Source organism: Variovorax sp. W1I1, from assembly GCF_030815625.1.
GTDB classification, from domain to species: domain Bacteria; phylum Pseudomonadota; class Gammaproteobacteria; order Burkholderiales; family Burkholderiaceae_C; genus Variovorax; species Variovorax paradoxus_C.
The window spans coordinates 4,813,602-4,836,388 of the sequence record NZ_JAUSWZ010000001.1; the positions used below are offsets into that span (position 1 = coordinate 4,813,602).

A 22,787-nucleotide genomic window follows, 5' to 3' on the forward strand; every position below is an offset into this window, starting at 1 on the left:
CGATTGTTTCATGCGCCCGGCACCACGCTCACGCCATGGGCGCGCAACGACAGCGTGGTCTGCGCGCCCGCGGCCAGGGGCTGCGACAGGTCGGTGGAGACCACGAAGACGGGGCCAAGCGTGGTGTCGAAGCCGTATTCGTAGAAGCTGCCGAGGTACGCGGCCTTGCGCAAGGTGGCGGGAAGGCCGTCGGCCGCTCCGATTTCCCACGCCTCGGGCCGCACCGCCACCTTCACCGTGCCGGGCGCGACCGCGTGGCGCGGCTTGAGGCGCAGCGGGCCGAGCGTGACGCTGCCGTCGGCCTCCGCCACGCCGGGAAACACCATCGCCTCGCCCATGAAGCCCGCGACGAACTCGCTTTCGGGCCGGCCGTAGAGCTGCTCGGGCGTGCCGCGCTGGGCGATCACGCCATGGTCCATCACGATGATCTGGTCGCTCACGGCCAGCGCCTCGCTCTGGTCGTGCGTGACGTAGGCGACGGTGAGCTTCAGGCGCTGCTGCAGCGCGCGGATTTCCTCCCGCATCTCGCGGCGCAGGCGCGCGTCGAGGTTGGAGAGCGGCTCGTCGAACAGCAGCACCGCGGGTTCGAGCACCAGCGCGCGTGCGAGCGCCACGCGCTGCTGCTGGCCGCCCGAGAGTTCGCTGGGCAGGCGCTCGTCGAAGCCCACCAGGCCCACGCCCCGGAGCGCTTCACGCGCCCGCGACGTGGCCTCGTCCTTCTTCACGCCGCTCATGCGAAGGCCATAGCCAACGTTCTCGATCACGTTCATGTGCGGGAACAGCGCATAGCTCTGGAACATCATGCTCACGTTGCGCTCGGCCGGGCCGAGCGTCGTCACATCGCGCCCGCCCATGAAGATCGAACCGGAGGTCGGCGATTCGAGCCCCGCGATCATGCGCAGCGTGGTCGTCTTGCCGCAGCCCGAAGGGCCGAGGATCGTCGTGAGCGTGCCCACGGGTACTTCGAAGCTGATGCCCTTGACGGCCATCGGCCCGCTCTTGTCGGTGCCGTAGCGCTTGGTGACGTTGCGGAATTCGATGCCATTCATGGTGTAGCCAGGCTTTCCATTTTGTGATGTCCCTGATGCGGCGGCGTAGCCCCGCGCCGCCCCAGCTTGCGCTCCCCGACCACGAACTGCACCAGCGCGATCGCCAGGGACATCAGGATCATGAGCACCGTGCAGTACGCGAGCGCGATGCCGTAGTCGCCATTGCCGACGCGGCCGATGATGTACGTGGTGGCAAGCTCGTTCTCGGCGGTGACCAGGAAGATCACCGCGCTCACCGTCGTCATGGCGCGCACGAAGCTGTAGACCAGCGCGGCCACCAGCGCGGGCTTGAGCAGCGGCAGCACCACCTTGAACAAGGTCTGCGAGGTCGAGGCGCGCAGCATCAGCGAGGCTTCGTCGAGCGAGCGGTCCAGTTGCTTGAAGGCCGCGGTGCCGGCGCGCACGCCCACCGGCAGGTTCCGGAACATGAAGCACAGCACGATGATGAGCCCGGTGCCCGTGAGCTCCAGCGGCGGCACGTTGAACGCCAGGATGTAGCTCACGCCGAGCACCGTGCCCGGAATCGCGAAAGCCAGCAGCGCTCCGAACTCGAAGATGCCCTGGCCCTTGAACTCGTTGCGCGCCAGCAGCCACGCGATCAGCAAGCCCAGCGCCGCGGTGATCGGCGCCGAGATGCCCGCGAGCTTGAGCGTGGTGATGAGCGAGTTCCACGCCGTGCCCGCCCACACCAGCCCGAACTGGCCCCACTCCAGCGCGAACGCGTTCTTGAAGTGGTTGAGCGTGAAGCTGTAGTCGCGCCCCCAGGTCTGCACGAAGCCGCCCGCGAAGGCGAAGAGATACACCACCGCGGTGAACGCGATCCACGGCAGCGCGATGCAGTAGATGGTGCGGCGCACGCCGTCGGGCAGCGCCATCGCGATGCCTGCATCGCCCTTGCCGCTTACGGTCGTGTAGTTCTGCTTGCCGAGCAGCCCGCGCTGCAAGGCGAACACGCCGAGCGCGAACAGCGTCAGCACCCAGGCGAGCGAGGCCGCGCGGCCCTGGTCGTACTGCGCGCCGACGATGGCGAAGAAGATGTCGGTCGAGAGCACCGAGAACTGCCCGCCCACCACCACCGGGTTGCCGAAGTCGGCAATGCTCTCGATGAAGCCGACCAGGAAGGCGTTGGCCAGCCCGGGTTTCAGCAGCGGCAGCGTGATGGTGAAGAAGGTGCGGCGACGGTCGGCGCGCAGCATCTGCGCGGCTTCTTCCAGGCTGGGCGCAATGCCCTGCACCACGCCGCGCATGATCATGAAGGCGATGGGCGTGAAGGCGAAGAGCTGCGCCACCAGCACGCCCGGCATGCCGTAGAACCAGCGCGTCGGCTCGATGCCGAACAGGTTCTCCAGCATCTGGTTGACGATGCCCGCGCGGCCGAACAGCAGGATGAGCCCGAGGCCCACCACGAACGGCGGCGTGATGATCGGAAGCAGCGCCAGCACCCGCAGCGCGCCCTGCCCGCGCTTGCTGCCGCGCTCGGCCATGAGCGCCATCAGCGTGCCGAGGAAGGTGGTGCCGGCCGCCGTGAGCAAGGCCAGCACCAGCGTGTTCCACGCCACGCCGCAGCGCACGCCTCCTGCCAGGCAGCCCAGGCCCCAGATGCGTTCGGTGAACACGCGCGCGATGAAGGCGCCGATCGACCATTGCCCGTCTTCATTGAAGAACGCGCCCGAGAGCGCCTTGCTCACCGGATAGGCGATGAACAGCGCCATCAGCACGCCGCAGCCGATGACCGCGGCCGCCACGAAGAGGTCGCCCTTGAAGAGGCCGAGCCGCGCGACGCCGAAGGCCGCCAGCAGCACGAGCGCCGTTAGCGCCACGAAGCCACCCGCGCCGATGCCGAACTGGTTGATCGCGAGTTCGCCGAATTGTGTGTTGAGCGCCGCGACGCTCCAGCCGCGCGCTCCGATGGTGAAGCCGGCGAGCGACAGCCCGATGGCGCCGATCGCCCCACCCGCCAGCAGCCATCGCCCTTGGCCCCGTCCCGCGGGCAGCCATGCGCCGACCGCGCACATCACGAGCCCCGCCAAGCCGATGAAGAGCCAGCTGCGCCCCTGCATCGCGGCCTGCATCAGGCCGTTGGCGCCCTCGGCTTGCCCGAAGACCTGCGGAACGGCTTCGTACCAGGTCGCATCCTGAATCGCGTACCAAGGGAGCAGCAGGTACGCCGCAAAGCCCAGCGCGACCCACGCCCAGATCCAGCGCTGCGAACGCCGGGCCGCCGCCACGGAGGCCGGGTTGACTGGCGCGCCGCCGATGGAGCTCGCTTCCACTTAGCGCGGCAGCGAGTTGACGTCCTTCTCCCAGCGCGCGATCAGGCGCCGGCGCTCGGCGCTGGCGCCGTACTTGGCGTAGTCGTAGTCGATGAACTTGATCTTCTTGAAATCAGGGATGCGCGGATCGAGCTTGGCTGCCGCGTTGCTCGGCAGCTGGAACTGCTTGTTGGCGGCGCCCAGTTCCTGCGCGGCGGGCGTGAGTGCCCATTCGTAGAACTTCTTGGCGGCGTCGAGGTTGCGCGCGCCCTTGATGATGCTCATGGAGCCGATCTCGGCGCCGGTGCCATCGCTCGGCGTGATGGTCTCGACCGGGAAGCCCTGCATCTTCTCGCCCGGGCCATCGTGCACGAAGCTGATGGAGATCGCGGTCTCGCCGCGCGCCACCGCCTTGATCGGACCCGTGCCCGAGCGGGTGTACTGGCCCACGTTCTTGTGCAATGCCTTGAGGTAGTCGAAGGCCTTGTCCTCGCCCATCAGCTGGACCAGCGTGGCGATCATGGTGTAGGCCGTGCCGCTCGATGCGGGGTTGGCCACCTGGATGTCGCCCTTGTACTCGGGCTTGAGCAGGTCGGCCCAGGTCTTGGGCACGGGCAGCTTCTTCTTGGCCAGCAGCTCGGGGTTGTAGCCGAAGCCCAGCGGCCCCGAGTAGATGCCCACGGTCTTGTAGCCCGACTGCTTGGCCTGCTGCTGGGCCCAGGGGTGCAGTTGCGCGAGCGTGGGCGACTTGTATTCGAGCGTGAGGCCCTGCTCGGCCGCCTGCAGGTGCGGATCGCCCGTGCCGCCGAACCACACGTCGGTCTTGGGGTTGTCCTTCTCGGCGATGAGCTGGGCCAGCGCCTCGCCCGAGCCCTTCAGGGCCATGTTGATGCGAACGCCCGTGGTGCGGGCGTAGACGGTGGAGATCACGTTGCACCATTCGGCCTGGACCGAGCAGATCACGTTCACGGTCTGTGCCGATGCGGCGGCCGACAGGCCCAGCAATGCGGCTGCGCAAAAAAGCTTCTTCATTTGGAGTTTTCCTGCTTCATGCATAAAAAAAAGCCTTGCGGCTCGAGAGCAGCGTAGCTTTAGTACAGGTCGCGGGAATCGGTACAAGTACCATCGCGACTGGCGCGCCGGCCCTGCCCGGACGTCTCCAGGCACTCAGACAAAGGAAAGTTTTTCATGAGCTTCGATCTCGTTCTGTTCGGCGGTACTGGCGATCTCGCGTGGCGCAAACTCATGCCCGCGCTGTTCCAGGCCTTCCGGCACGGCAGCCTCCCGCAGGACGGACGCATCGTCGGCGTGGCGCGGGACGACCTGTCGGACGATCAATACCGCGAGTTGATCCAGTCGCGCTTCAGCGCGGTCGAAGGGGCCAAGCGGCCCTCCCCGGAAGAGTTCAAGAAGTTCGCGTCGATGCTGCATTACCTGCGCATGGACCTGTCCAAGCCCGACGACTACGCCAAGCTGGCCGAGCTGCTCAAGCAGCGCGACGCCTCCACGGTCGTGATGTACGTGGCCACGGCGCCCGCCCTCTTCACGCAGGTGGTCGAACAGATCGCAGCGGCCGGCCTCAACGGCCCCAAGACCCGCATCGTGCTCGAGAAGCCGCTCGGCCACGACCTCGCCTCCAACCGCGCGATCAACGCCGCGGTCGGCAAGGTGCTCGAGGAAAAGCAGGTCTTCCGCATCGACCATTACCTCGGCAAGCCCTCGGTGCAGAACCTGTTCGCGATGCGCTTCGGCAATGCGCTCTTCGAGCCCATCTGGCGCCGCGAGCACATCGCCAACATCCAGATCACCATTGCCGAAGACCTGGGCGTCGAGAAGCGCGGCGCCTTCTACGACCAGACCGGCGCGTTGCGCGACATGGTTCAGAACCACGCACTGCAGTTGCTGTGCGCGATCGGCATGGAGCCGCCGATCAACTCGCACGCCGACGCGATCCGCGACGAAAAACTCAAGGTGCTGCGCGCCCTCAAGCCCTGGACGCCCGAGAGCCTGAGCCTGCATGCGATCCGTGGCCAGTACACCTCGGGCACGGCCTACGGCGAGCGGGTGCAGGGCTACCGTGACGAGCCCGGTGTCGACCCCGAAAGCCGCACCGAGACCTTCGTCGCGCTGCGCACCGAAATCGCCAACTGGCGCTGGGCCGGCGTGCCGTTCTACATCCGCACCGGCAAGCGCCTCGCCTCGCGCGATGCGCGCATCGAGGTCAACTTCCGGCCGACGCCGCATGCGATCTATCGCGCGCCGGCGGGCAACGTCAACAAGCTGGTGATCAATCTGCAGCCCAAGGACGGCCTGGAGCTGCACATGCTCGCGCAGGCACAGGACAACCGGCAGCGCAACGGCAACCAGAGCGCCGCCGCACAGCTGGCGCCGGTGCAACTCGACCTGGACTTCGACAAGCGCTTCGGCGCCGAGCGCGTGGGTGCCTACGAGCGCCTGCTGCTCGACGTGATCGACGGGCGCCTCAACCTGTTCGTGCGCAGCGACGAGCAGGAAGAAGCATGGCGCTGGGTCGAACCGCTGATCGACAGCTGGGCATCGGACGGCGGCCCGCGTCCCTACGCAGCCGGCACCTGGGGTCCGAGCGCATCGAGCGCGATGATTGCGCGCGATGGTTTTTCGTGGGGCGAAGAGCAGTAAGCCTTCAGCCGAACTGCACGCAGCGCATGCTTAGCGTGCCCGACTGGAATCCCTCGTAGACCGTCTTCGCGCGCTCGCCAGTGCCGGCGGCGCCGAGGGCGTAGAGGAATGGAAAGTAGTGATCGGGCGTCGCCACCGCGGTCGATGCGCCCTCCAGCTTTTCATAGCCGATCAGCGCGCGGTCGTCGCGGCCCGCAAGCGCCGACTTCACCGCGTCGTCGAAGGACTGCGCCCACGGGCGGCTCGCCTTCGGCCCATCGACCGTTCCGCGGTCCGTGGCGCGCAGGTTGTGCACCACGTTGCCGCTGCCCATCACGAGCACGCCCTTGTCACGCAGCGCCGCGAGGTCTCGGCCCACCGCGTAGTGGAAGGCGGCCGGCTTGTCGTAGTCGATGCTGAGCTGGAAGACGGGAACGTCGGCCTTCGGGTAGAGGTGCTTGAGCACCGACCAGGTGCCATGGTCGAGCCCCCATTGGTCGGTGGCGATCACCGGCGACTGCTTCACCACGCCGACGGTTTCGCGCGCCAGTGCCGGATGGCCGGGCGCGGGGTAGTCGACATCGAACAGCGCCTGCGGGAAACCGCCGAAGTCGTGGATCGTCTTCGGCTTCGCCTGCACGCCGACGCCCGTTGCGCCGCGGCTCAGCCAATGCGCCGAAACACTCAGGATAGCTGTTGGCGGCGGCAGATCCCTGCCCCATGCCGAGAGGCGGCGCGTAAACGCGTTGTCGGCAATGGCGTTCATGGGTGTGCCATGGCCGATGAAGATGACGGGCATCCGCCGTGAAGGCGTGCCGCTTGCCGCATGCGAGCGCGTTGCAAGCGCAAGCGATGCCAGCGCGGTGGTAGCGCCGAGCGCGGACGCCATTACGAAGCCCCTGCGGCCGAGCTCGGGTGCGTTCAATGGATGCGGGGTCGAGAAAGTCGTGCGGCCTGCCATGGTGTCCTTCGGATTTGCGGCACCACTCTGCCGCAGCGCCCTAAGCCACGCAGTGCGTTTACGCACATGCGGCGACGTCTAGATCCGGCCCTCTTCGACCGCATGACACGCCACCTGCACCCCCTTGATACTCAGCAGCTTCGGCCGCTCCGCCGAGCAGCGCGCATTCGCATGCGGGCAGCGCGGATGAAACGCACAGCCCGTCGGCGGATTCAGCGGATTCGGCACCTCGCCCTGCACCGGCGTGCGCTGGCGCCCCGTGTGCTTCATCTGCGGAATCGCATCGAGCAGCATGCGCGTGTACGGATGCTGCGGCTCGGCGAAGAGCTTCTGCTTGTCCGCCACCTCGACCAGCCGGCCGAGATACATCACGCCGACCTGGTCGGCCACATGGCGCACCACCGCGAGGTTGTGCGAGATGAAGAGATACGTCAGCCCCTGCTCGCGCTGCAGGTCCTTCATGATGTTGAGCACCTGCGCCTGCACGCTCACGTCGAGCGCCGAGGTGGGCTCGTCGCACACCAGGAACTCGGGCTGCGTGGCGAGCGCGCGCGCGATCGAAATGCGCTGGCGCTGGCCGCCCGAGAACTGGTGCGGGTACTTGCTCATGTCCAGCGGCGAGAGGCCGACCGACTTGAGCAGTTCGCCCACGCGCTCGCGCAGTTCGGCCTTGCCGCTCAAGATGCCGTGCTCGCGCAGGGGCTCGCCGATGATGTCTTCCACGATCCAGCGCGGATTCAAGCTCGCATACGGGTCCTGGAAGATCATCTGGATACGACGGCGCAGCTTGCGGCCTTCGGGGGTCTTGAACTCGGCGTGCGCGTCCTGCCCGTCGAACTGCAGCCCGCCGCGCGTGGGCGCATAGAGGCCGACCAGGAGGCGCGCGACGGTGCTCTTGCCGCAGCCCGATTCGCCCACCAGCGCAAGCGTCTTGCCGCGTTCGATGGAAAAGCTCACGCCGTCCACCGCATGCAGCAGCACGCGCGGCTTGCGTTCGAGCACGCGGTTGAGCCAGGGCGGCGAGACGTCGAAGGTGCGCGCGAGATCGTGCGCGACCACCAGCGGCTCGCCGGCCGTCGTGTCCTTGCGAGGTTCGATCACGGCGCTCATCGCGTCACCTCCACGATGGGTTCGGCCGCTTCGGGCGTGGCGCGTTCGCCGGCCGCGAGCGCGTCGTGGTGCTTCGCCGCGATCTCGGCCTGGCCCGCATGCGGATCGGCCGCGTCGTGCAGCCAGCATGCGGCGCGCGTGGCGCCCGCGTGCAGCAGTTCGGGCCGTTCGGTGAGGCAGCGCGCAAAGGTGCGCGGGCAACGCGGGTTGTAGGCACAGCCGGTCGGAATGGCGTTGAGCCGCGGCATCGCGCCGTCGATCTGGTTGAGCCGTTCGCGGTCGCTTGCCATGTCGGGAATCGACGCCATCAGGCCCGAGGTGTAGGGGTGCGCTGGTTGATGAATCACTTCGTGCACCGGGCCGATCTCGGCGATGCGGCCCGCATACATCACGGCCACGCGGTCGCAGGTCTCGGCGATCACGCCCATGTCGTGCGTGATGAGCATCACGGCCGCGCCGCGGTCCTTGCAGATGCGCTTGAGCAACTGAATGATCTGCGCCTGGATCGACACGTCCAGCGCGGTGGTCGGCTCGTCGGCCACGATGAGCTTGGGCTCGGCCGCGAGCGCGAGCGCGATCACCACGCGCTGGCGCATGCCGCCCGAGAACTGGTGCGGGAAGTGGTCGATGCGCTGTTCGGCCGCGGGAATGCCGGTGTCCTGCAAGAGGCCGATGGCGCGCTTGCGGGCTTCGGAATCGGTCACGGGCAAATGCGCGCGGATGGTCTCGATGAGTTGCCGGCCCACGGTGTAGAGCGGGTTCAGCGAGGTCAGCGGGTCTTGAAAAATCGCGCCGATCTTGCGGCCGCGGATGGGGCGCATCGCATCGAAACTCAGGTTGTCGATGCGCTCCCCCTCCAGCAGGATCTGCCCGCCGGCCACGCGGCCCGGGGGTTCGAGCAGGCCGATGATGGCCGCGCCCGTGAGCGATTTGCCCGCGCCCGATTCGCCCACCACGCCAAGGATTTCCCCGGGCGCGATGTCGAACGAGATGCGGTCGATTGCGCGCAGCGTGCCGCGGCGGTGCGGAAATTCGACAACGAGGTCTTGGACCTGGAGCAGCGTCATGGTGGCGTTCTCCTTTTCTCTTCAGCGCAGGCGCGGATTGAGCGCGTCGCGCAGCCAGTCGCCCAGCAGGTTCACGCTCAGGGCAATGAGCACCAGCATCAGGCCCGGGAATACCGTGATCCACCACTCGCCCGAAAACAGGTACTGGTTGCCGATGCTGATGAGCGTGCCCAGCGAGGGCGAGGTCGGCGGCACGCCGACACCCAGGAACGAGAGCGTGGCCTCGGTGATGATCGCGGTCGCGACCTGGATGGTGGCCAGCACCATCACCGGCCCCATCACGTTGGGCAGCACATGGCGCAGCATGATGCGGATCGGCGCGACGCCGGTGACGCGCGCGGCCTGCACGTACTCCTTGTTGCGCTCCACCAGCGTGGAGCCGCGCACCGTGCGTGCGTACTGGACCCAGCCCGTGAGCGAGATCGAAATGATCAACACGCCGAAAGCGAGCGACTCGTGCGCGCCCGGAAAGAGCGCGCGGCCGACGCCTGCGATCAGCAGCGCGACGAGGATGGGCGGGAACGACAGCATCACGTCGCACACGCGCATGAGGAACGAATCGAGCCAGCCGCCGAGAAAGCCCGCGAGCAGGCCGAACACCACGCCGACGACGACCGACAGCACCACCGAGACGATGCCCACGATCATCGAGATGCGCGCGCCGTAGATGACGGCCGAAAGGATGTCGCGGCCCTGGTCGTCGGTGCCGAGCAGATATTTGGAAGAACCTTCGGCGCTCCATGCGGGCGGCAGGCGGGCATCACCGAGTTCGAGCGTGGCGAGGTCGAAGGGGTTGTGCGGCGACACCCATCCGGCGAACGCGGCGCAGAAAAGGCAGACCACCGCGATCAGTGCCGCCGCCATCGCCACCGGGGAAGTCCGGAAGCTGTAGCCGACGTCGCTGTCGAGCCAGCGAGCAAGGGTTTTTTTCATCGTGAGGAAAAAAAAGGAATGGGCCCGCAAGAAGCGGGCCCATGGTCAGGCCGCCGAAGGAGCGGCCAGCAGGATCACGGCTTGACGCTCATCCACTTGAAGTACATGAAGTTGTCGGCCAGCTGCACCAGCTCGACCTTCTTGCTCACGCCCCAGGCCAGCGACTGCTGATGCAGCGGCAGCGTGCCGATGTCGTCCGCATGCAGCTTGAAGGCTTCCTTGATGAGCTCGTTGCGCTTGGCCTTGTCGCTCTCGGACTGGATCTTCTTGGTCAGCTCGTCCAGCTTGGGATTGCAGTACGCGCCCAGGTTGAACTGGCCCGTGCCCTTGTCGTCCGGGCAGGCGGTGAGCGAGCTCAGCGCGTTGTGCGAGTCGTAGGTGGTCGGGGTCCAGCCCAGCATGTAGAAGCTGGTGTCGCGGCGCAGGATCTTGGGGAAGTAGGTGCCCTTGGTCTCGGCGGCCAGGTTGATCTTGACGTTGATCTTGGCGAGGTTGGCGGCCACGCTCTGGCAGATCTGGCCATCGTTCACGTAGCGGTCGTTCGGGCAGTTCATCGTCACCTCGAAGCCGCTCGCATAGCCGGCTTCGGCCATGAGCTTCTTGGCGGCTTCGACGTCGAAGGGCAGGCGCTTGTCCTGCTCGGCGGTCCAGCCGTTGATGCCGGGGCCGACCAAGAGGCCCGTGGGCTTGGAGGCGCCGCGCATCACGGTGCGCTGGATGCCGACGATGTCGATGGCCTGGTAGAAGGCCTGGCGAACGCGCTTGTCCTTGAACGGGTTCTTGCCCTTGATGTTGGAGTACAGCAGCTCGTCGCGCTTCTGGTCCATGCCAAGGAAGATGGTACGCATTTCGGGGCCGGTGATGACGCGGGCGTTGGGCGCGGCGTTGATGCGCGCGATGTCCTGCACGGGCACCGGCTCCATCACGTCGACTTCGCCCGAGACCAGCGCGGCCACGCGGGTGGCGGGGTTGGCGATGGGCGTGAAGACGATCTCCTGCGCGTTGCCGTCGATCTTGCCCCAGTAGGTGCCGTTGCGCGTGAACACGGTGCGCACGTTCGGCTGGCGCTCGCGCACGCGGAACGGGCCGGTGCCGTTGGCCTTGAACGAGGCGGTGTTCTCGATGCCCTTGCGGCGGTCGACCGGCTTGGTGGCCTGGTTTTCCTCGCACCACTTCTTGCTCATGATCATGGTGAGCGAGATCACGTCGGGCAGGATCGGGAACGGGCCGTTGGTTTCGATTTCGACGGCGAGATCGCCGACCTTGCGCACGGCCTTGATGTCGCTGAGCGTGGCGCGCATGTCGGAGCCGTCGCCCTGGGCGCGCGCGAAGCTGAACACCACGTCGTCGGCGGTGAACGGCGTGCCGTCGTGAAAGACCACGCCCTTGCGCAGTTCGAAGCGCCAGACGTTCGGCGAGGTCTGCTTCCAGCTGGTGGCCAGGAGCGGTGCAAGGCTCAGGTCCTTGTTGCGACCCACGAGGGTTTCATAGACGTTGGCAGTGACGCTCAACTGCAGCGACTCGTTGAGCGAGTGCGGGTCGAGCGACAGCGCGTCGCCCTGGTTCGCAATGCGGATGGTCTGCGCACTCGCGACCAGGCTGACGGCGCCCAGGGCGCACAGGACGGCGACCGCGGCCGCTTTCTTCTTGAAACTCATGGAGACACTCCTCGGGTTGAAATCGAACACATCACGACGCCGCGGTGGCGGCTGCTTTCCCTGGCTGCGTGCCGCGGGTAGCGGCTAGCGGCATGCCCTGCTCGATCAGGCCGGCATGCAGCGCGGCGCCGAGCGGCAGGATCTCGTCGTTGAAGTCGTAGCGGCTGTTGTGCAGGAAGGCGCCTTCGCGCACGTCTTGGCCGATGCGCAGGTACGCGCCCGCCTTTTTCTGCAGCATGAAGGAGAAGTCCTCGGCGCCCATGCTGGGCTCCATGCTGCGCTCGACATTCTTGGCGCCGACCAGCGACTCGGCCACGTCGGCCGCGAACATCGCCTCGGGGGCGGTGTTGATGGTGGCCGGGTAGATGCGCTCGTACTTGATGGTGGCGGTGGCGCCGAAGCCGCCGGCGATCGCCGTGCACAGCTCGGTCAAGCGCTGCTCGACCTGGGCCTGCACCCGCGCGCTGAAGGTGCGCACCGTACCGACCAGCGTGGCCTCGCCCGGGATCACGCTCATCGCACCGAGGTCGCCCGCCTGCACCGCGCAGATGCTGACCACGGCCGCATCGATGGGGCGCACGCTGCGCGACACGATGGTCTGCGCCGCGGTGATGATGTGCGCGGCAACCACCACCGGGTCGATGGTCTGGTAGGCGTGCGCACCGTGGCCGCCCTTGCCCTTGATTTCGATCGTGATGCGGTCGGCCGCGGCCATCATCGCGCCGCGGTTGATGCCGACGGTGCCGGCGGGCATCGCGGGCCAGTTGTGCATCGCGTAGACCGCATTCACCGGGAAGCGGTCGAACAGGCCGTCTTCGATCATCACGCGCGCGCCGGCGAAGCCTTCTTCGCCGGGCTGGAAGATCAGCACGGCGGTGCCGTCGAAATCGCGCGTCTCGGCGAGATAACGTGCGGCGCCGACCAGCATGGCGGTGTGGCCGTCGTGGCCGCAGCCGTGCATCAGGCCGTCGTTGGCGGAGCGCCAGCCGAAGCTGTTGTCCTCGCGCATGGGGAGCGCGTCCATGTCGGCGCGCAGGCCGATCATGCGGCCGCTCGCGGTGGACTTGCCGCGGATCACGCCGACCACGCCGGTCTTGCCGATGCCCTCGTGGATCTCGTCGACGCCGCAAGCGCGCAGCGCCTCGCGCACGCGGCCTGCCGTGTAGACCTCTTCGAAGCCGAGCTCGGGGTGCGCGTGCAGGTCGCGGCGAAAGGCCGTGAGCTCGGGGTAGAAGCTCGCGATGTTCGCGAAGGCCCGCCCGGACGCCTTGAGGCGAGGGACTGTCGTTGTGGTCACTGCTTCTGTTGCTGCTGCCATGTTCAATGCCCCCCCGCCTTGCCGACGCGCAGACGCGGATCGACCACGAAATACAGCAGGTCGACCACGAGGTTGATCACCACGAAGATCAACGCGATGAGGCACAAGTAGGCGGCCATCACCGGGATGTCGGCGAAGGTCACGGCCTGGATGAACAGGAGGCCCATGCCGGGCCACTGGAACACCGACTCGGTGATGATGGCAAAGGCGATCAGGCCGCCGAGCTGCAGGCCGGTGATGGTCATCACCGGCACCAGCGTGTTCTTGAGGGCGTGGCCGAAATGGATGGCGCGGTTCGACAGGCCCCGTGCGCGTGCGAACTTGATGTAGTCGGTGCGCAGCACCTCGAGCATCTCGGCGCGCACCAGCCGCATGATCAGCGTGAGCTGGAAGATCGCGAGCGTCACCGCCGGCAGCACGATGTGTTGCCAGCCGTCGACGCTGAAGAGGCCGCTGGTCCACCAGCCGAACTTCACGGTTTCGCCCCGGCCGAAGCTCGGGAACCAGCCCAGCGTGACCGCGAAGACGAGGATCAGCAGGATGCCGATCAGGAAGGTGGGCAGCGACACGCCGAGCAGCGAGACCGTCATGAACACCTGGCTTATGAAGGTGCCACGGCGCAGGGCGGTGTAGACGCCCATCGGGATGCCGATGAAGAGCGCCAGCACGGCGGCGACGAGTGCCAGTTCGAGCGTGGCCGGAAAGCGCTCGCCGATCAGGCGCGAGACCTTGGCGCCCTGGCGCAGGCTCAGGCCGAACTCACCCTGGGCCGCATTGACCAGGAAATGCCAGAACTGCACGAAGAAGGGCTTGTCGAGCCCCAAGCCGGCGCGCAATTCACGGATCTGTTCGGGCTTGGCATCCTGGCCCAGCAGGAACACGACGGGATCGCCGACGTATTGGAACAAGAGAAAGGCAATGAACGCGACCGCGATCATCACGATCACGGCCTGGATCAGGCGGCGCAGTACAAAGGCAATCATTAGCAAACAAAGTGATCGGGCATGCTAGCAGTGCAAGGTGCGTGCCCGCACGGGGGTTCCCCGGGGGTGCACACACATGGTGCTCATTGCCAACACCTTGCCCTTTGCAGCACCAGAACGAAAAAAGCCACCCGACTTGCGTCGGGTGGCTTTTGAGCTTTTAGCTTCGAAGCTGGCTTACGCCAGCGTCAAATCAGAAAGCGTGACGGATACCGAAGTCGTAGCCGGTCGAGGTCTTCGGGGTGAAGCCACCGGAGGTCACGAACGACGGGCCGCCAACGGTCAGAGCTGCACCGTTCTTGTTGCTCACACGAGCGATCGTTGCGTACAGAGCCGTGCGCTTCGACAGGTTGTGCACGTAGCCGATTGCCAGCTTGTTGGCCTTCCGGTCAGCAATACGCGGTTGGAACAGCACTTCTTGCTGGTTGTCGTCGTACTTGACAGCCGAGTACGAAGCGCGGATCAGGCCAGCACCGACCGGCACGGTCACGCCGAGCAGGTAACCGGTCAGATCGGTGTCAGGACGGCCGCCCAGGAAGGGTTCGGTTTCGTAGTCCAGCTTGTTCTTGGCACGCGACACTTCACCGAAGAGCTTCACAGGACCGAAGTCGTACGAAGCGCCGAGGTTCAGAGTGTTGACCTTGTTGGTCGTGCCAACGTAGTACTGGTCGCCAATGGTGCTGCTGCCATAAGCAATTGCAACGTCCAGAGGACCGTTTGCGTAGCCGAAGCGGCCACCGACGTAACGGCCTTGACGCGAGTTGTTCGCGACGTCAGGCGTTGCCAGGCCAGGGCTGTACTTGGTCTTTTCGCTGAACGCGTACTGCAGTTGACCGTAGAAGCCACCCAGGTTCGGCGGCAGGAAGTAGCCGATGCTGTTGCTGGTGCGAACGTAGTTGCTGCCAGTAACGCTAGGCACGCCGGCAACCGGCGTAGCAGCCGTACCATTGAAGGCGTTGAAGCCATTGTTGGCCGTGAAGATCAGGTTGGTGCCAACGCCGTTGGTGCCGAACGGATCGAACACGGTGTCGTTCCAGAACGTGGCGGTGTAGTCACGACCCAGACGCAGTTCACCGAAACCACCCGACAGGCTCACGGTCGAACGACGAGCGAACGTCGAAACACCGGTTTGGCCGTCGTCGTTGGTGATCGGGGCTTCGAGCCAGAAGCTGGCTGCCAGGCCACCACCGAGGTCTTCCGTACCACGGAAGCCCAGACGGCTGGAGTTGTAGGCGCCGTTGGCCAGTTCACGACGGCTTGCCTTGACGCTGCCCTTGTTCACATAGAACGGGTTCAGGAAGGTGGCGCCGTTCAGGTCACGCGAGGTGGACGAGTAGCCGCTGATCGACGCGTCGACCACACCGAAAAGCGTGACGGACGACTGAGCCGAGGCAACACCGGCAACAGCCAGGGCAGCCAGAGCAACTAGAGATTTTTTCATTGCAAGTTTCTCCAAGGTTAAACATAGGGCTCCGGTGCGAAGGGCTCACCGTGACTGGCACTTTGTGCTCCCACCGGACCCCGGGCCAACCTCCTTTTGGGAAGTTGTTGCTATTGCACCAGAGCCGCTGCGGCAGGGCAAAACAAATCGCCCGAAATCTCTGATGGCTCGGGCGTTTCGTTGCAGTCCTGCAACAAAGGACTTAGCCCGTCTGGCGCACCACAATGCGGAACAAGAACGTAACTTTTTGCAGCGCTTTTTAGGTGCGTTCAAATAGTCGAATGACGCTCTCGCTTGACCCTGTTCTCGCCGCCACAGATGCGGCGCTGCGCACCCTTTTTGCCCGCCCTCATGCAACGCGGGCCACGCCCACTCCACCCCAGGCTGCTGGCGAGATGGACGAGAAGGAGCGCCGCCAAGCCGGCGCGCTCATGCGCGTCAACCATGTCGGGGAAGTCTGTGCACAGGCGCTTTACACGGCCCAGGCCGCCGTGGCGCGCGATCCAGGCCTGCGCGCTCAATTTCTAGAAGCTGCGCACGAAGAGACCGATCACTTGGCTTGGACACGGCAGCGCCTGGACGAGTTGGGTGATCGGCCTTCGCTGTTGAATCCGCTCTGGTATGCCGGAGCTTTCGGCCTTGGCCTCGTTGCCGGCCGCCTGGGAGATCCTTGGAGCCTGGGCTTCGTGGCCGAAACCGAACGTCAGGTGGAGGCCCACCTTGACAGCCATCTGGACCGGCTCCCGTTATCCGACGGTGCCTCCCGGGCCGTGGTCGAGCAAATGAAGTCCGACGAGGCGCGCCATGCAGCGCAGGCCGTCGATGCCGGCGCCGCAGAACTCCCGCCGCCGGTCAAGGCCCTGATGCGCCTGGCCTCACATGTGATGACCACCGTGGCGCATCGGATCTAGAAACGCTCCCAGCCTCAGGTTTCGATCAGATCGAAGCTGGTAGTGATCTCGGCCGTCTTCGCCAGCATGATGCTGGCCGAGCAATAGGTCTCGTGGCTCAGCGCAATTGCACGTTTCACTGCGGAGGCGGGGATCGCTTTGCCGGCCACGGTGAAATGCATATGGATCTTGGTGAAGACCTTGGGATCCTCTTTCGCGCGCTCGCTGGTCAGCTTGACGCTGCAACGCTCGACGCGATGGCGGCCTCTTTTCAATATCAGCACCACGTCATAAGCGGTGCAGCCGCCGGTACCAGCCAGCACTGTCTCCATCGGCCTCGCGGCAAGGTTCTGGCCGCCGTTCTCCGGCTTCGCCGCGTCGGGTGCGCCGTCCATCATCAGGACGTGGCCGCTGCCAGTCTCGGCGACAAAGCCCATGGCCGAACGCGTTCCGGCGTCGCCGGTCCAACTCACTGTGCATTCCATGATTCTTCGGATTCCAGTCAGGATGCCCGGCAAAAACGCACGTCGGCATCAGATTTGTGTGGGAAAAGCATCACTCGCTTGTTGCAACGCAACAAACAGTCGATATACTTTATTTCATCGCGCATACGTTTGCGCCCACAGTTGTCTCCTCCACCCTTCCAATTGGTGGATTTAGCCCCGAGCTGCAAAGCTCGGGGCTTTTTTCTTTCCCGATCGGCCGGCGCGACCGGCATTCCCACTCTAGTTTTCGCTCCGAAAGGGCAACTGCTCTGGCTGCCCTGGCTGTTGCCGGTGTTGCCTCGGCTCAGTCGTCCGTCACGCTTTTCGGTGTGGTCGACGCGTCGATCAGCGGCTACTCGTCCACCTCGCGTGACCTGAACGGTGCGACTCCCGCCGACCCGTTTTACGTGAACAGGGGCAGTGCCAAAACCAGCAGCCGCCAACTGGCGAGCGGCGGCTACAACTCCAGCCGACTGGGTTTTCGCGGCACGGAAGATCTCGGCGGCGGCCTTGCAGCCAGCTTCTGGCTCGAAGCCCCGATCAGCAACGACGATGGCCAACAAGGTGTTGCCACGTTCAATCGTCGTTCGACCGTGAGCCTGTCGGGTGGTTTTGGCGAAATCCGCCTTGGCCGTGACTTCACCCCGACCTTCTGGAACGACACCGTGTTCGATCCGTTCGGCACCAACGGCGTTGGGACCAACCTGATCACGACGGCCAGCACCAGCTTCGGGGCCTTCGGTACGCCCGCAGCGACGACTGGGCCGTTCGCCAACGGTCTTAAGAGCAATTACGACCGCGCCAGCAACACCATCGGCTACTTCCTGCCGCCGAACCTGGGCGGCTTCTACGGTCAGGTGATGTACGGCTTCGCCGAAAAAACCAAGTTCAGCCCCGGCGCGGCTACGCCTGATGTGTTGAACAGCCAGCGTCAAGGTCGCTACGTCGGTGGTCGTTTCGGCTACGCAAACGGTCCTCTGGACGTTGCTGTCGCTTACGGCAGCAGCACAGTTGGCGATGACTTCCATGCTGGCGTCACCAACAAAGTGAACACGTTCAACCTCGGCGCTTCGTACGACTTCGGTCCTGTGAAGCTCTTCGGTGAGTTTTCGAAGGCCAAGAACAAGCTGGACTCCGAAAATCAACGGTTTATTTTCAGCGACGTCAACTCGGATTCGGTTGACTTGACCGGGTACCTGCTCGGCGTGACCGTACCGGTCGGTGCCGGGCTGATCCGCGCTTCGTACTCGTCGGTCAAGCTCGACCTGAACGAACCGTTCGAGCTCAACCGAGCAGATCCGAAAGCCAACAAACTAGCCATCGGCTACGTGCACAACCTGTCGAAGCGCACGGCTCTGTACGCAACGGTCGCTCGCGTGAGCAACAAGAACGAGGCTGGTCTGACCGTTGGCGGGCCTGGCTTCGACACCCGCGATGGTCGTACCCCGAAGACCTCGACCGGCTACGACTTCGGTATCCGTCACGCGTTCTGATTCGTAGATCTTGATTCCCATGCTGGCTCACGCCAGTTCGAATCGGCAAAGCCTCAAGCTGCCCAGCCCACGCTGGGCAGCTTTTTGTCTTTTCTCAACTCACCCGGCCACGCCTGCTTTGCAGCAGCCCCACATTCATTTCTCCGCTCAAAACGGATGCATAGAAACGTTCGATCATGTTGACGCTCGTTCGCGCGTTGCGCGCCAAGGTCAGCATGTCGATGCCTTGCCCATACAAGAGCCGCAACGTGATTGCGGTATGGCGCAAGCAATACAGCGTTCTCGATTGACCCAGCGGCCCTTTCCCGAGTCGCGTCACATCGAGAACCCAATGGAAGAAGAAATTGAGCACGGCAAGAGCGTGCTCGCGATTCTTCAAATGAGGCAGGAAAAGATAGTCTTCCGCTCCGTCGAAACCATGTTCTCGACGCTCTGCGAGCAAGCATTCATAAACACGCACGGCCGGCCGCAAGCTAACGATCGGTTGGCTGTGCCGTTTGCTTTCCGGCAGGTTCATTCGCAGATAGACATGCTTGCCGCGCACGACCTCGATGTGCTTGTGCTTCATGAGCTTGATATCACTCGGACGAACAAAGGTGTTCACCATCCAGCGAATCAGCCAGGGCAGCTCGTCCGGCATCGCCAGATGCTCGCGTGCGATCCAGAACCGCTCGCCGGCGCCCAACCGGCTGAGCACCGGATGCGAATTTCCGCGCAGGCTTCGCGCTGCAGCAACGATCGCCCGGTACTCCGAAACGCTGAAGCTCCCGCGCGGCTGGCTCCGCACCTTCACCTTGGGAAACAGCGGAGCTTCGCGCAGCACGCCGGTGTGCACGCCATGCATAACGACCTTTCGCAACAGCACCAGGTACTGGGCGATGGTGGTGCTGGTGAAACCCTGCTCGCCAAGGCGATCGATCAACCGCTGCGCGTCCGACGTAGTGAACGCGTGAACTGGCAAGTTGCCCAGCAACGGAATGATGTTCGCGCGCAATCTGTTGCCCATTACCTGCCATGTGGCGCGTCCGATTTCTCCTCGCTGAACGCGCGCGGCTTCAGCCTGCATCAGTCCAGTCGAAAGGTCACTGACAAGAACTGATAACAAATTTTGTTCGAAAGTAATTTGATTGGCGGGCGTTTGAATCGCGGGAAACGTGCGCGCAAAAAAACCAGAATCATTTGCTGCAGGCACGCTGTGGAAGAGGTTTATGACATTTGTGTCCATGTCATTTCTCGCAAGCAATCCCGATGCCTCTTATCATCGTTGGTAATCAAATGAAAACTCCCCTGGAAAAAACTGTGCGCATCGCAGCTGTACCAACGCAATTGACGCCCGCCGACTATCTCAGAAAAATTCTCAACGCCCGGGTTTACGACGTCGCCATCGAGTCCGCGCTCGAGAAGGCGCGCGCACTCAGCGACCGTCTTGGCAGCACCGTTCTACTGAAGCGCGAAGACCAGCAACCGGTGTTCAGCTTCAAGCTGCGCGGTGCGTACAACAAGATGGCGCATTTGAGCGCCGAGCAATTGGCAAGCGGCGTGATCTGCGCCTCGGCCGGCAATCACGCGCAAGGCGTTGCACTCGGCGCGCGAAAGCTCGGCACGCGCGCAGTGATCGTCATGCCGGTGACGACGCCCAAATTGAAGATCGACGCCGTGCGCGGTTTCGGCGGCGAAATCGTCCTGCACGGCGACAGCTATTCCGATGCCTATCTGCACGCGCTCGAATTGCAGAAGCAGCAAAACCTGACCTTCGTCCACCCCTTCGATGACCCAGACGTCATTGCAGGCCAGGGCACCATCGCAATGGAAATCCTGCGCCAGCACCAAGGCCCGCTCGATGCGGTCTTCGTCGCGATCGGCGGTGGTGGCCTCATCTCCGGCGTGGCCAACTACATCAAGGCCGTGCGTCCCGAGATCAAGGTGATCGGTGTGCAGATGAACGACTCCGACGCGATGATGCAATCGGTCGCAGCCCACCAGCGCGTGAACCTGTCTGACGTGGGCCTGTTCTCCGACGGCACGGCCGTCAAGCTGGTCGGCGAGGAAACCTTCCGCATCGCCAGCGAACTGGTCGACGAATACATCGCCGTCGATACCGATGCCGTTTGCGCCGCCATCAAGGACGTCTTCGTCGACACGCGCAGCATCGTCGAACCCGCAGGCGCGCTGGCCGTGGCGGCGATCAAGCAGTACGTGGCCGGGCACGGCCGTCAGGGAGAAACCTACGCGGCCATCCTGTGCGGCGCCAACATGAACTTCGACCGGCTGCGCTTCGTGGCCGAGCGCGCGGAGGTCGGCGAAGAACGCGAGGCACTCTTCGCCGTCACGATTCCCGAGGAGCGCGGCAGCTTCCGCCGCTTCTGCGAAGTGGTCGGCGAACTGCCTGCGAGCGATGCCGAGGAATCGGGGCCGGCCGGCGGCGCATTGCGCAACGTGACCGAGTTCAACTACCGCATCAGCGACTCGGCCAAGGCGCACGTGTTCGTCGGCCTCACGACATCGACGCGCGGCGAATCGGCCACCATCGCACGCAGTTTCATCGACCACGGTTTCGACGCGCTCGACCTCACGCACGACGAGCTCGCCAAGGAGCATTTGCGGCACCTCGTCGGCGGGCGCACCGGCCTCGCGCACGACGAGCGCCTGCTGCGCTTCGTGTTCCCCGAGCGGCCGGGCGCGTTGCTCAAGTTCCTGAGCCTGATGCGGCCGAACTGGAACATCAGCCTCTTCCACTATCGCAACCAGGGCGCCGACTACGGACGCATCTTGGTCGGTCTGCAGGTGCCGGGCGGCGACGCCGCAGCCTTCGATGCGTTCCTCGAAAACCTGGGCTACCCCTACGTCGAGGAAACGGCCAATCCGGCCTACCGGCTGTTCCTGCAGGCCTGAGGCACGGTCTACGCAAACAACGAAAAAAGCCGGCACGAACAGGCTGTGTAAATAGTCTGCATTGAGTCCGCGAGATATGCCCCTCAGGCGTTTGTCTGAGGGGCATTTTTCATTGGAGGCTGACCAATGGGACATCGACACGGGCAGCACCGAGGGCAAGCAATGCTGTTTCCTCTGATGCTCGATGAACTGGTGGGGCGGGACGCGTTGGTTCGAGTGGTGGACGCTTGGGTGCAGGCGCTGGATTTGAAGGCACTGGGCTTTGCCAAGGCGCAAACGCAGCGCCTGGGTACACCGCCCTACGACCCGGGCGATCTGCTGCGGCTGTACATCTGGGGCTACCTGAGCGCGATCCGCTCCTCGCGGGCACTGGAGCGCGAGTGCCATCGCAACGTGGAGTGCATGTGGCTGCTGGGGCGCCTGGCACCGGATCACAAGACGATCGCCGAGTTCAGGCGCCAGAACACGGCTGCCTTGGTGGCCAGCTGCGCGGCGTTCGTGCAGTTCGCGCGCCAGAGCCGGCTGATCCGGGGCAGCACGGTGGCCATCGATGGCACGAAGGTGCAGGCGGCGGCCTCGCGCAAGGCGGTGGTGGGCCAGCGCGAGCTGGCGGCCCAGGCGCAGCGCAACGCGCAGGAGATTGCCGCCTACCTGCGGCTGCTGGACAGCCAGGACAGCGACGATGACCAAGGCGGCGAAGGGCCTGGCGGCGGCCCTGGCGCGCCAGATGAAGTGCGCGCCGCCCTCAAGCGCCTGAAGGCCCAGGGCCGAGCCATTGCCAACGAGGCGCAGCAGCTCATGCGCAGCGGCGCGAGCACCGTGGTGCGTGGCGAGCCCGAGGCACGTCCGATGCGCAGTCTGAACAGCCAGCCGGGCTACAACCTGCAAACGGCGGTGGAGACGCAAAGCCACCTGATCGTGGCCCATGAGGTGGTCTGCGAGGTGAGCGATCAGCGCCAGTTGCAGCCCATGGCCGAGGCGGCCAGCAGGGTCCTGGAGCAGCCCTGCACGGTGGTGGCCGACGCGGGCTATGCCAATGGGCAGCAGATCGCGGCGCTGCAGGCCCAAGGCATCACCAGTTACGTGGCGGTCAACCGTTCGGTGAACAACCAAGGCGATGGAAGCCTGTACCAGCCAAGTGCCTTCGTCTACGACGCAACCAGCGACAGCTTCACCTGCCCGGCGGGCCAGTTGCTCCAACGCAAGCAGCTCTCGCGCAAAAACAAGATGGTGATCTATGCCGCGCAGCAAAGCGACTGCGCCGACTGCCAGCGCAAGGCCCAGTGCACCACGGCCAAGCAGCGCTTCGTCTCGCGCCACCTGTACGAAGAGGCATTGCAGGCCAATGCGAGCAGATTGGCCGCGCAGCCCTGGATGATGGCGCTCAGGCGCCAGACGGTGGAACACCCCTTCGCCAGCATCAAGCACCTGATTCTGGGCAATGCCCGGCTGCTGATGAGGCACACGAGCGGAGCGCGCGCCGAGTTCAGCCTGGCAGTGATGGCCTACAACCTCAAGCGGGTGTTCAACATGAAGGGCGCCGCCTGGATGCACCAGGCGCTGCGGGGCTGAGGCCCTTCGCGCATTTGCTCGCCCAATGAAAAATGCCCCGCTATCG

18 protein-coding genes are annotated in these 22,787 nt (G+C 64.9%); 5 read left to right on the plus strand and 13 right to left on the minus strand.

Features of this window, described 5'->3' with window-relative positions:
* Positions 1–8 precede the first annotated feature (8 nt).
* Genes QFZ83_RS22625 through QFZ83_RS22635 form a run of 3 tightly spaced genes read right to left on the minus strand, consistent with a single transcriptional unit; the run spans position 9 to position 4,333 of the window.
* On the minus strand, positions 9–1,049 hold the full coding sequence (locus QFZ83_RS22625) for an ABC transporter ATP-binding protein (protein ID WP_307510244.1): 1,041 nt from the start codon (positions 1,047–1,049) through the stop codon (positions 9–11).
* Positions 1,046–3,322, minus strand: coding sequence for an iron ABC transporter permease (locus QFZ83_RS22630; RefSeq protein WP_307510246.1), 2,277 nt, complete (start codon positions 3,320–3,322; stop codon positions 1,046–1,048). Before QFZ83_RS22630 ends, QFZ83_RS22625 begins: the two co-directional genes overlap by 4 nt.
* Positions 3,323–4,333: an ABC transporter substrate-binding protein gene (locus tag QFZ83_RS22635; RefSeq protein ID WP_307510247.1), complete on the minus strand. Its 1,011-nt coding sequence runs from the start codon at positions 4,331–4,333 to the stop codon at positions 3,323–3,325.
* A gap of 156 nt (positions 4,334–4,489) precedes the next feature.
* Between QFZ83_RS22635 and zwf the strand changes: the two genes are divergently transcribed.
* The gene (zwf, locus tag QFZ83_RS22640) at positions 4,490–5,959 is read left to right on the plus strand and encodes a glucose-6-phosphate dehydrogenase (protein WP_307510250.1); all 1,470 of its coding nucleotides are present in this window, start codon (positions 4,490–4,492) and stop codon (positions 5,957–5,959) included.
* A gap of 4 nt (positions 5,960–5,963) precedes the next feature.
* On the opposite strand, the gene ygiD is transcribed toward zwf, so the two are convergent.
* From ygiD to QFZ83_RS22680, 8 genes are all read right to left on the minus strand, one after another.
* The gene (gene ygiD, locus QFZ83_RS22645) at positions 5,964–6,899 is read right to left on the minus strand and encodes a 4,5-DOPA dioxygenase extradiol (RefSeq protein WP_307510253.1); all 936 of its coding nucleotides are present in this window, start codon (positions 6,897–6,899) and stop codon (positions 5,964–5,966) included.
* 78 nt (positions 6,900–6,977) lie between these two features.
* Positions 6,978–8,009: an ABC transporter ATP-binding protein gene (locus tag QFZ83_RS22650; RefSeq protein WP_306880204.1), complete on the minus strand. Its 1,032-nt coding sequence runs from the start codon at positions 8,007–8,009 to the stop codon at positions 6,978–6,980.
* A complete protein-coding gene (locus tag QFZ83_RS22655) occupies positions 8,006–9,076 on the minus strand; it encodes an ABC transporter ATP-binding protein (RefSeq protein WP_307510256.1) in 1,071 nt (356 codons plus the stop codon). The genes QFZ83_RS22650 and QFZ83_RS22655 overlap by 4 nt, the downstream gene beginning before the upstream one ends.
* 21 nt (positions 9,077–9,097) lie before the next feature.
* Positions 9,098–10,009 (minus strand): ABC transporter permease, encoded by a 912-nt coding sequence (locus QFZ83_RS22660; protein WP_013539638.1) that lies wholly within the window; start codon positions 10,007–10,009, stop codon positions 9,098–9,100.
* 74 nt (positions 10,010–10,083) lie between these two features.
* Entirely contained in the window at positions 10,084–11,667 is a 1,584-nt protein-coding gene (locus QFZ83_RS22665) for an ABC transporter substrate-binding protein (RefSeq protein ID WP_013539637.1), read from the minus strand.
* A 31-nt stretch (positions 11,668–11,698) separates the two neighbouring features.
* Entirely contained in the window at positions 11,699–12,985 is a 1,287-nt protein-coding gene (locus tag QFZ83_RS22670; protein WP_307510259.1) for a M20 aminoacylase family protein, read from the minus strand.
* 2 nt (positions 12,986–12,987) lie between these two features.
* Positions 12,988–13,968, minus strand: a complete 981-nt coding sequence (locus tag QFZ83_RS22675) for an ABC transporter permease (protein ID WP_307510262.1) — start codon at positions 13,966–13,968, stop codon at positions 12,988–12,990.
* A gap of 193 nt (positions 13,969–14,161) precedes the next feature.
* A complete protein-coding gene (locus QFZ83_RS22680; protein WP_307510264.1) occupies positions 14,162–15,409 on the minus strand; it encodes a porin in 1,248 nt (415 codons plus the stop codon).
* A 281-nt stretch (positions 15,410–15,690) separates the two neighbouring features.
* On the opposite strand from QFZ83_RS22680, the gene coq7 reads away from it, so the two are divergent.
* A complete protein-coding gene (gene coq7 / locus QFZ83_RS22685; protein WP_307510266.1) occupies positions 15,691–16,320 on the plus strand; it encodes a 2-polyprenyl-3-methyl-6-methoxy-1,4-benzoquinone monooxygenase in 630 nt (209 codons plus the stop codon).
* A gap of 14 nt (positions 16,321–16,334) precedes the next feature.
* Here the strand turns inward: coq7 and QFZ83_RS22690 are convergent, their stop codons facing one another.
* Positions 16,335–16,784 carry an OsmC family protein gene (locus QFZ83_RS22690; RefSeq protein WP_306880210.1) on the minus strand — a complete coding sequence of 150 codons (450 nt, stop codon included), beginning with the start codon at positions 16,782–16,784 and terminating at the stop codon, positions 16,335–16,337.
* Positions 16,785–17,053: 269 nt separating this feature from the next.
* Here QFZ83_RS22690 and QFZ83_RS22695 point away from each other — a divergent pair, with 269 nt between their 5' ends.
* Positions 17,054–18,277 carry a porin gene (locus QFZ83_RS22695; protein WP_307512797.1) on the plus strand — a complete coding sequence of 408 codons (1,224 nt, stop codon included), beginning with the start codon at positions 17,054–17,056 and terminating at the stop codon, positions 18,275–18,277.
* A gap of 94 nt (positions 18,278–18,371) precedes the next feature.
* Here QFZ83_RS22695 and QFZ83_RS22700 read toward each other — a convergent pair whose 3' ends face one another.
* Entirely contained in the window at positions 18,372–19,502 is a 1,131-nt protein-coding gene (locus QFZ83_RS22700) for a hypothetical protein (RefSeq protein ID WP_307510268.1), read from the minus strand.
* 50 nt (positions 19,503–19,552) lie between these two features.
* On the opposite strand from QFZ83_RS22700, the gene ilvA reads away from it, so the two are divergent.
* Entirely contained in the window at positions 19,553–21,169 is a 1,617-nt protein-coding gene (gene ilvA / locus QFZ83_RS22705) for a threonine ammonia-lyase, biosynthetic (RefSeq protein ID WP_307512799.1), read from the plus strand.
* A gap of 126 nt (positions 21,170–21,295) precedes the next feature.
* Positions 21,296–22,741, plus strand: coding sequence for an IS1182 family transposase (locus QFZ83_RS22710; RefSeq protein WP_307503597.1), 1,446 nt, complete (start codon positions 21,296–21,298; stop codon positions 22,739–22,741).
* Positions 22,742–22,787: the final 46 nt, after the last annotated feature.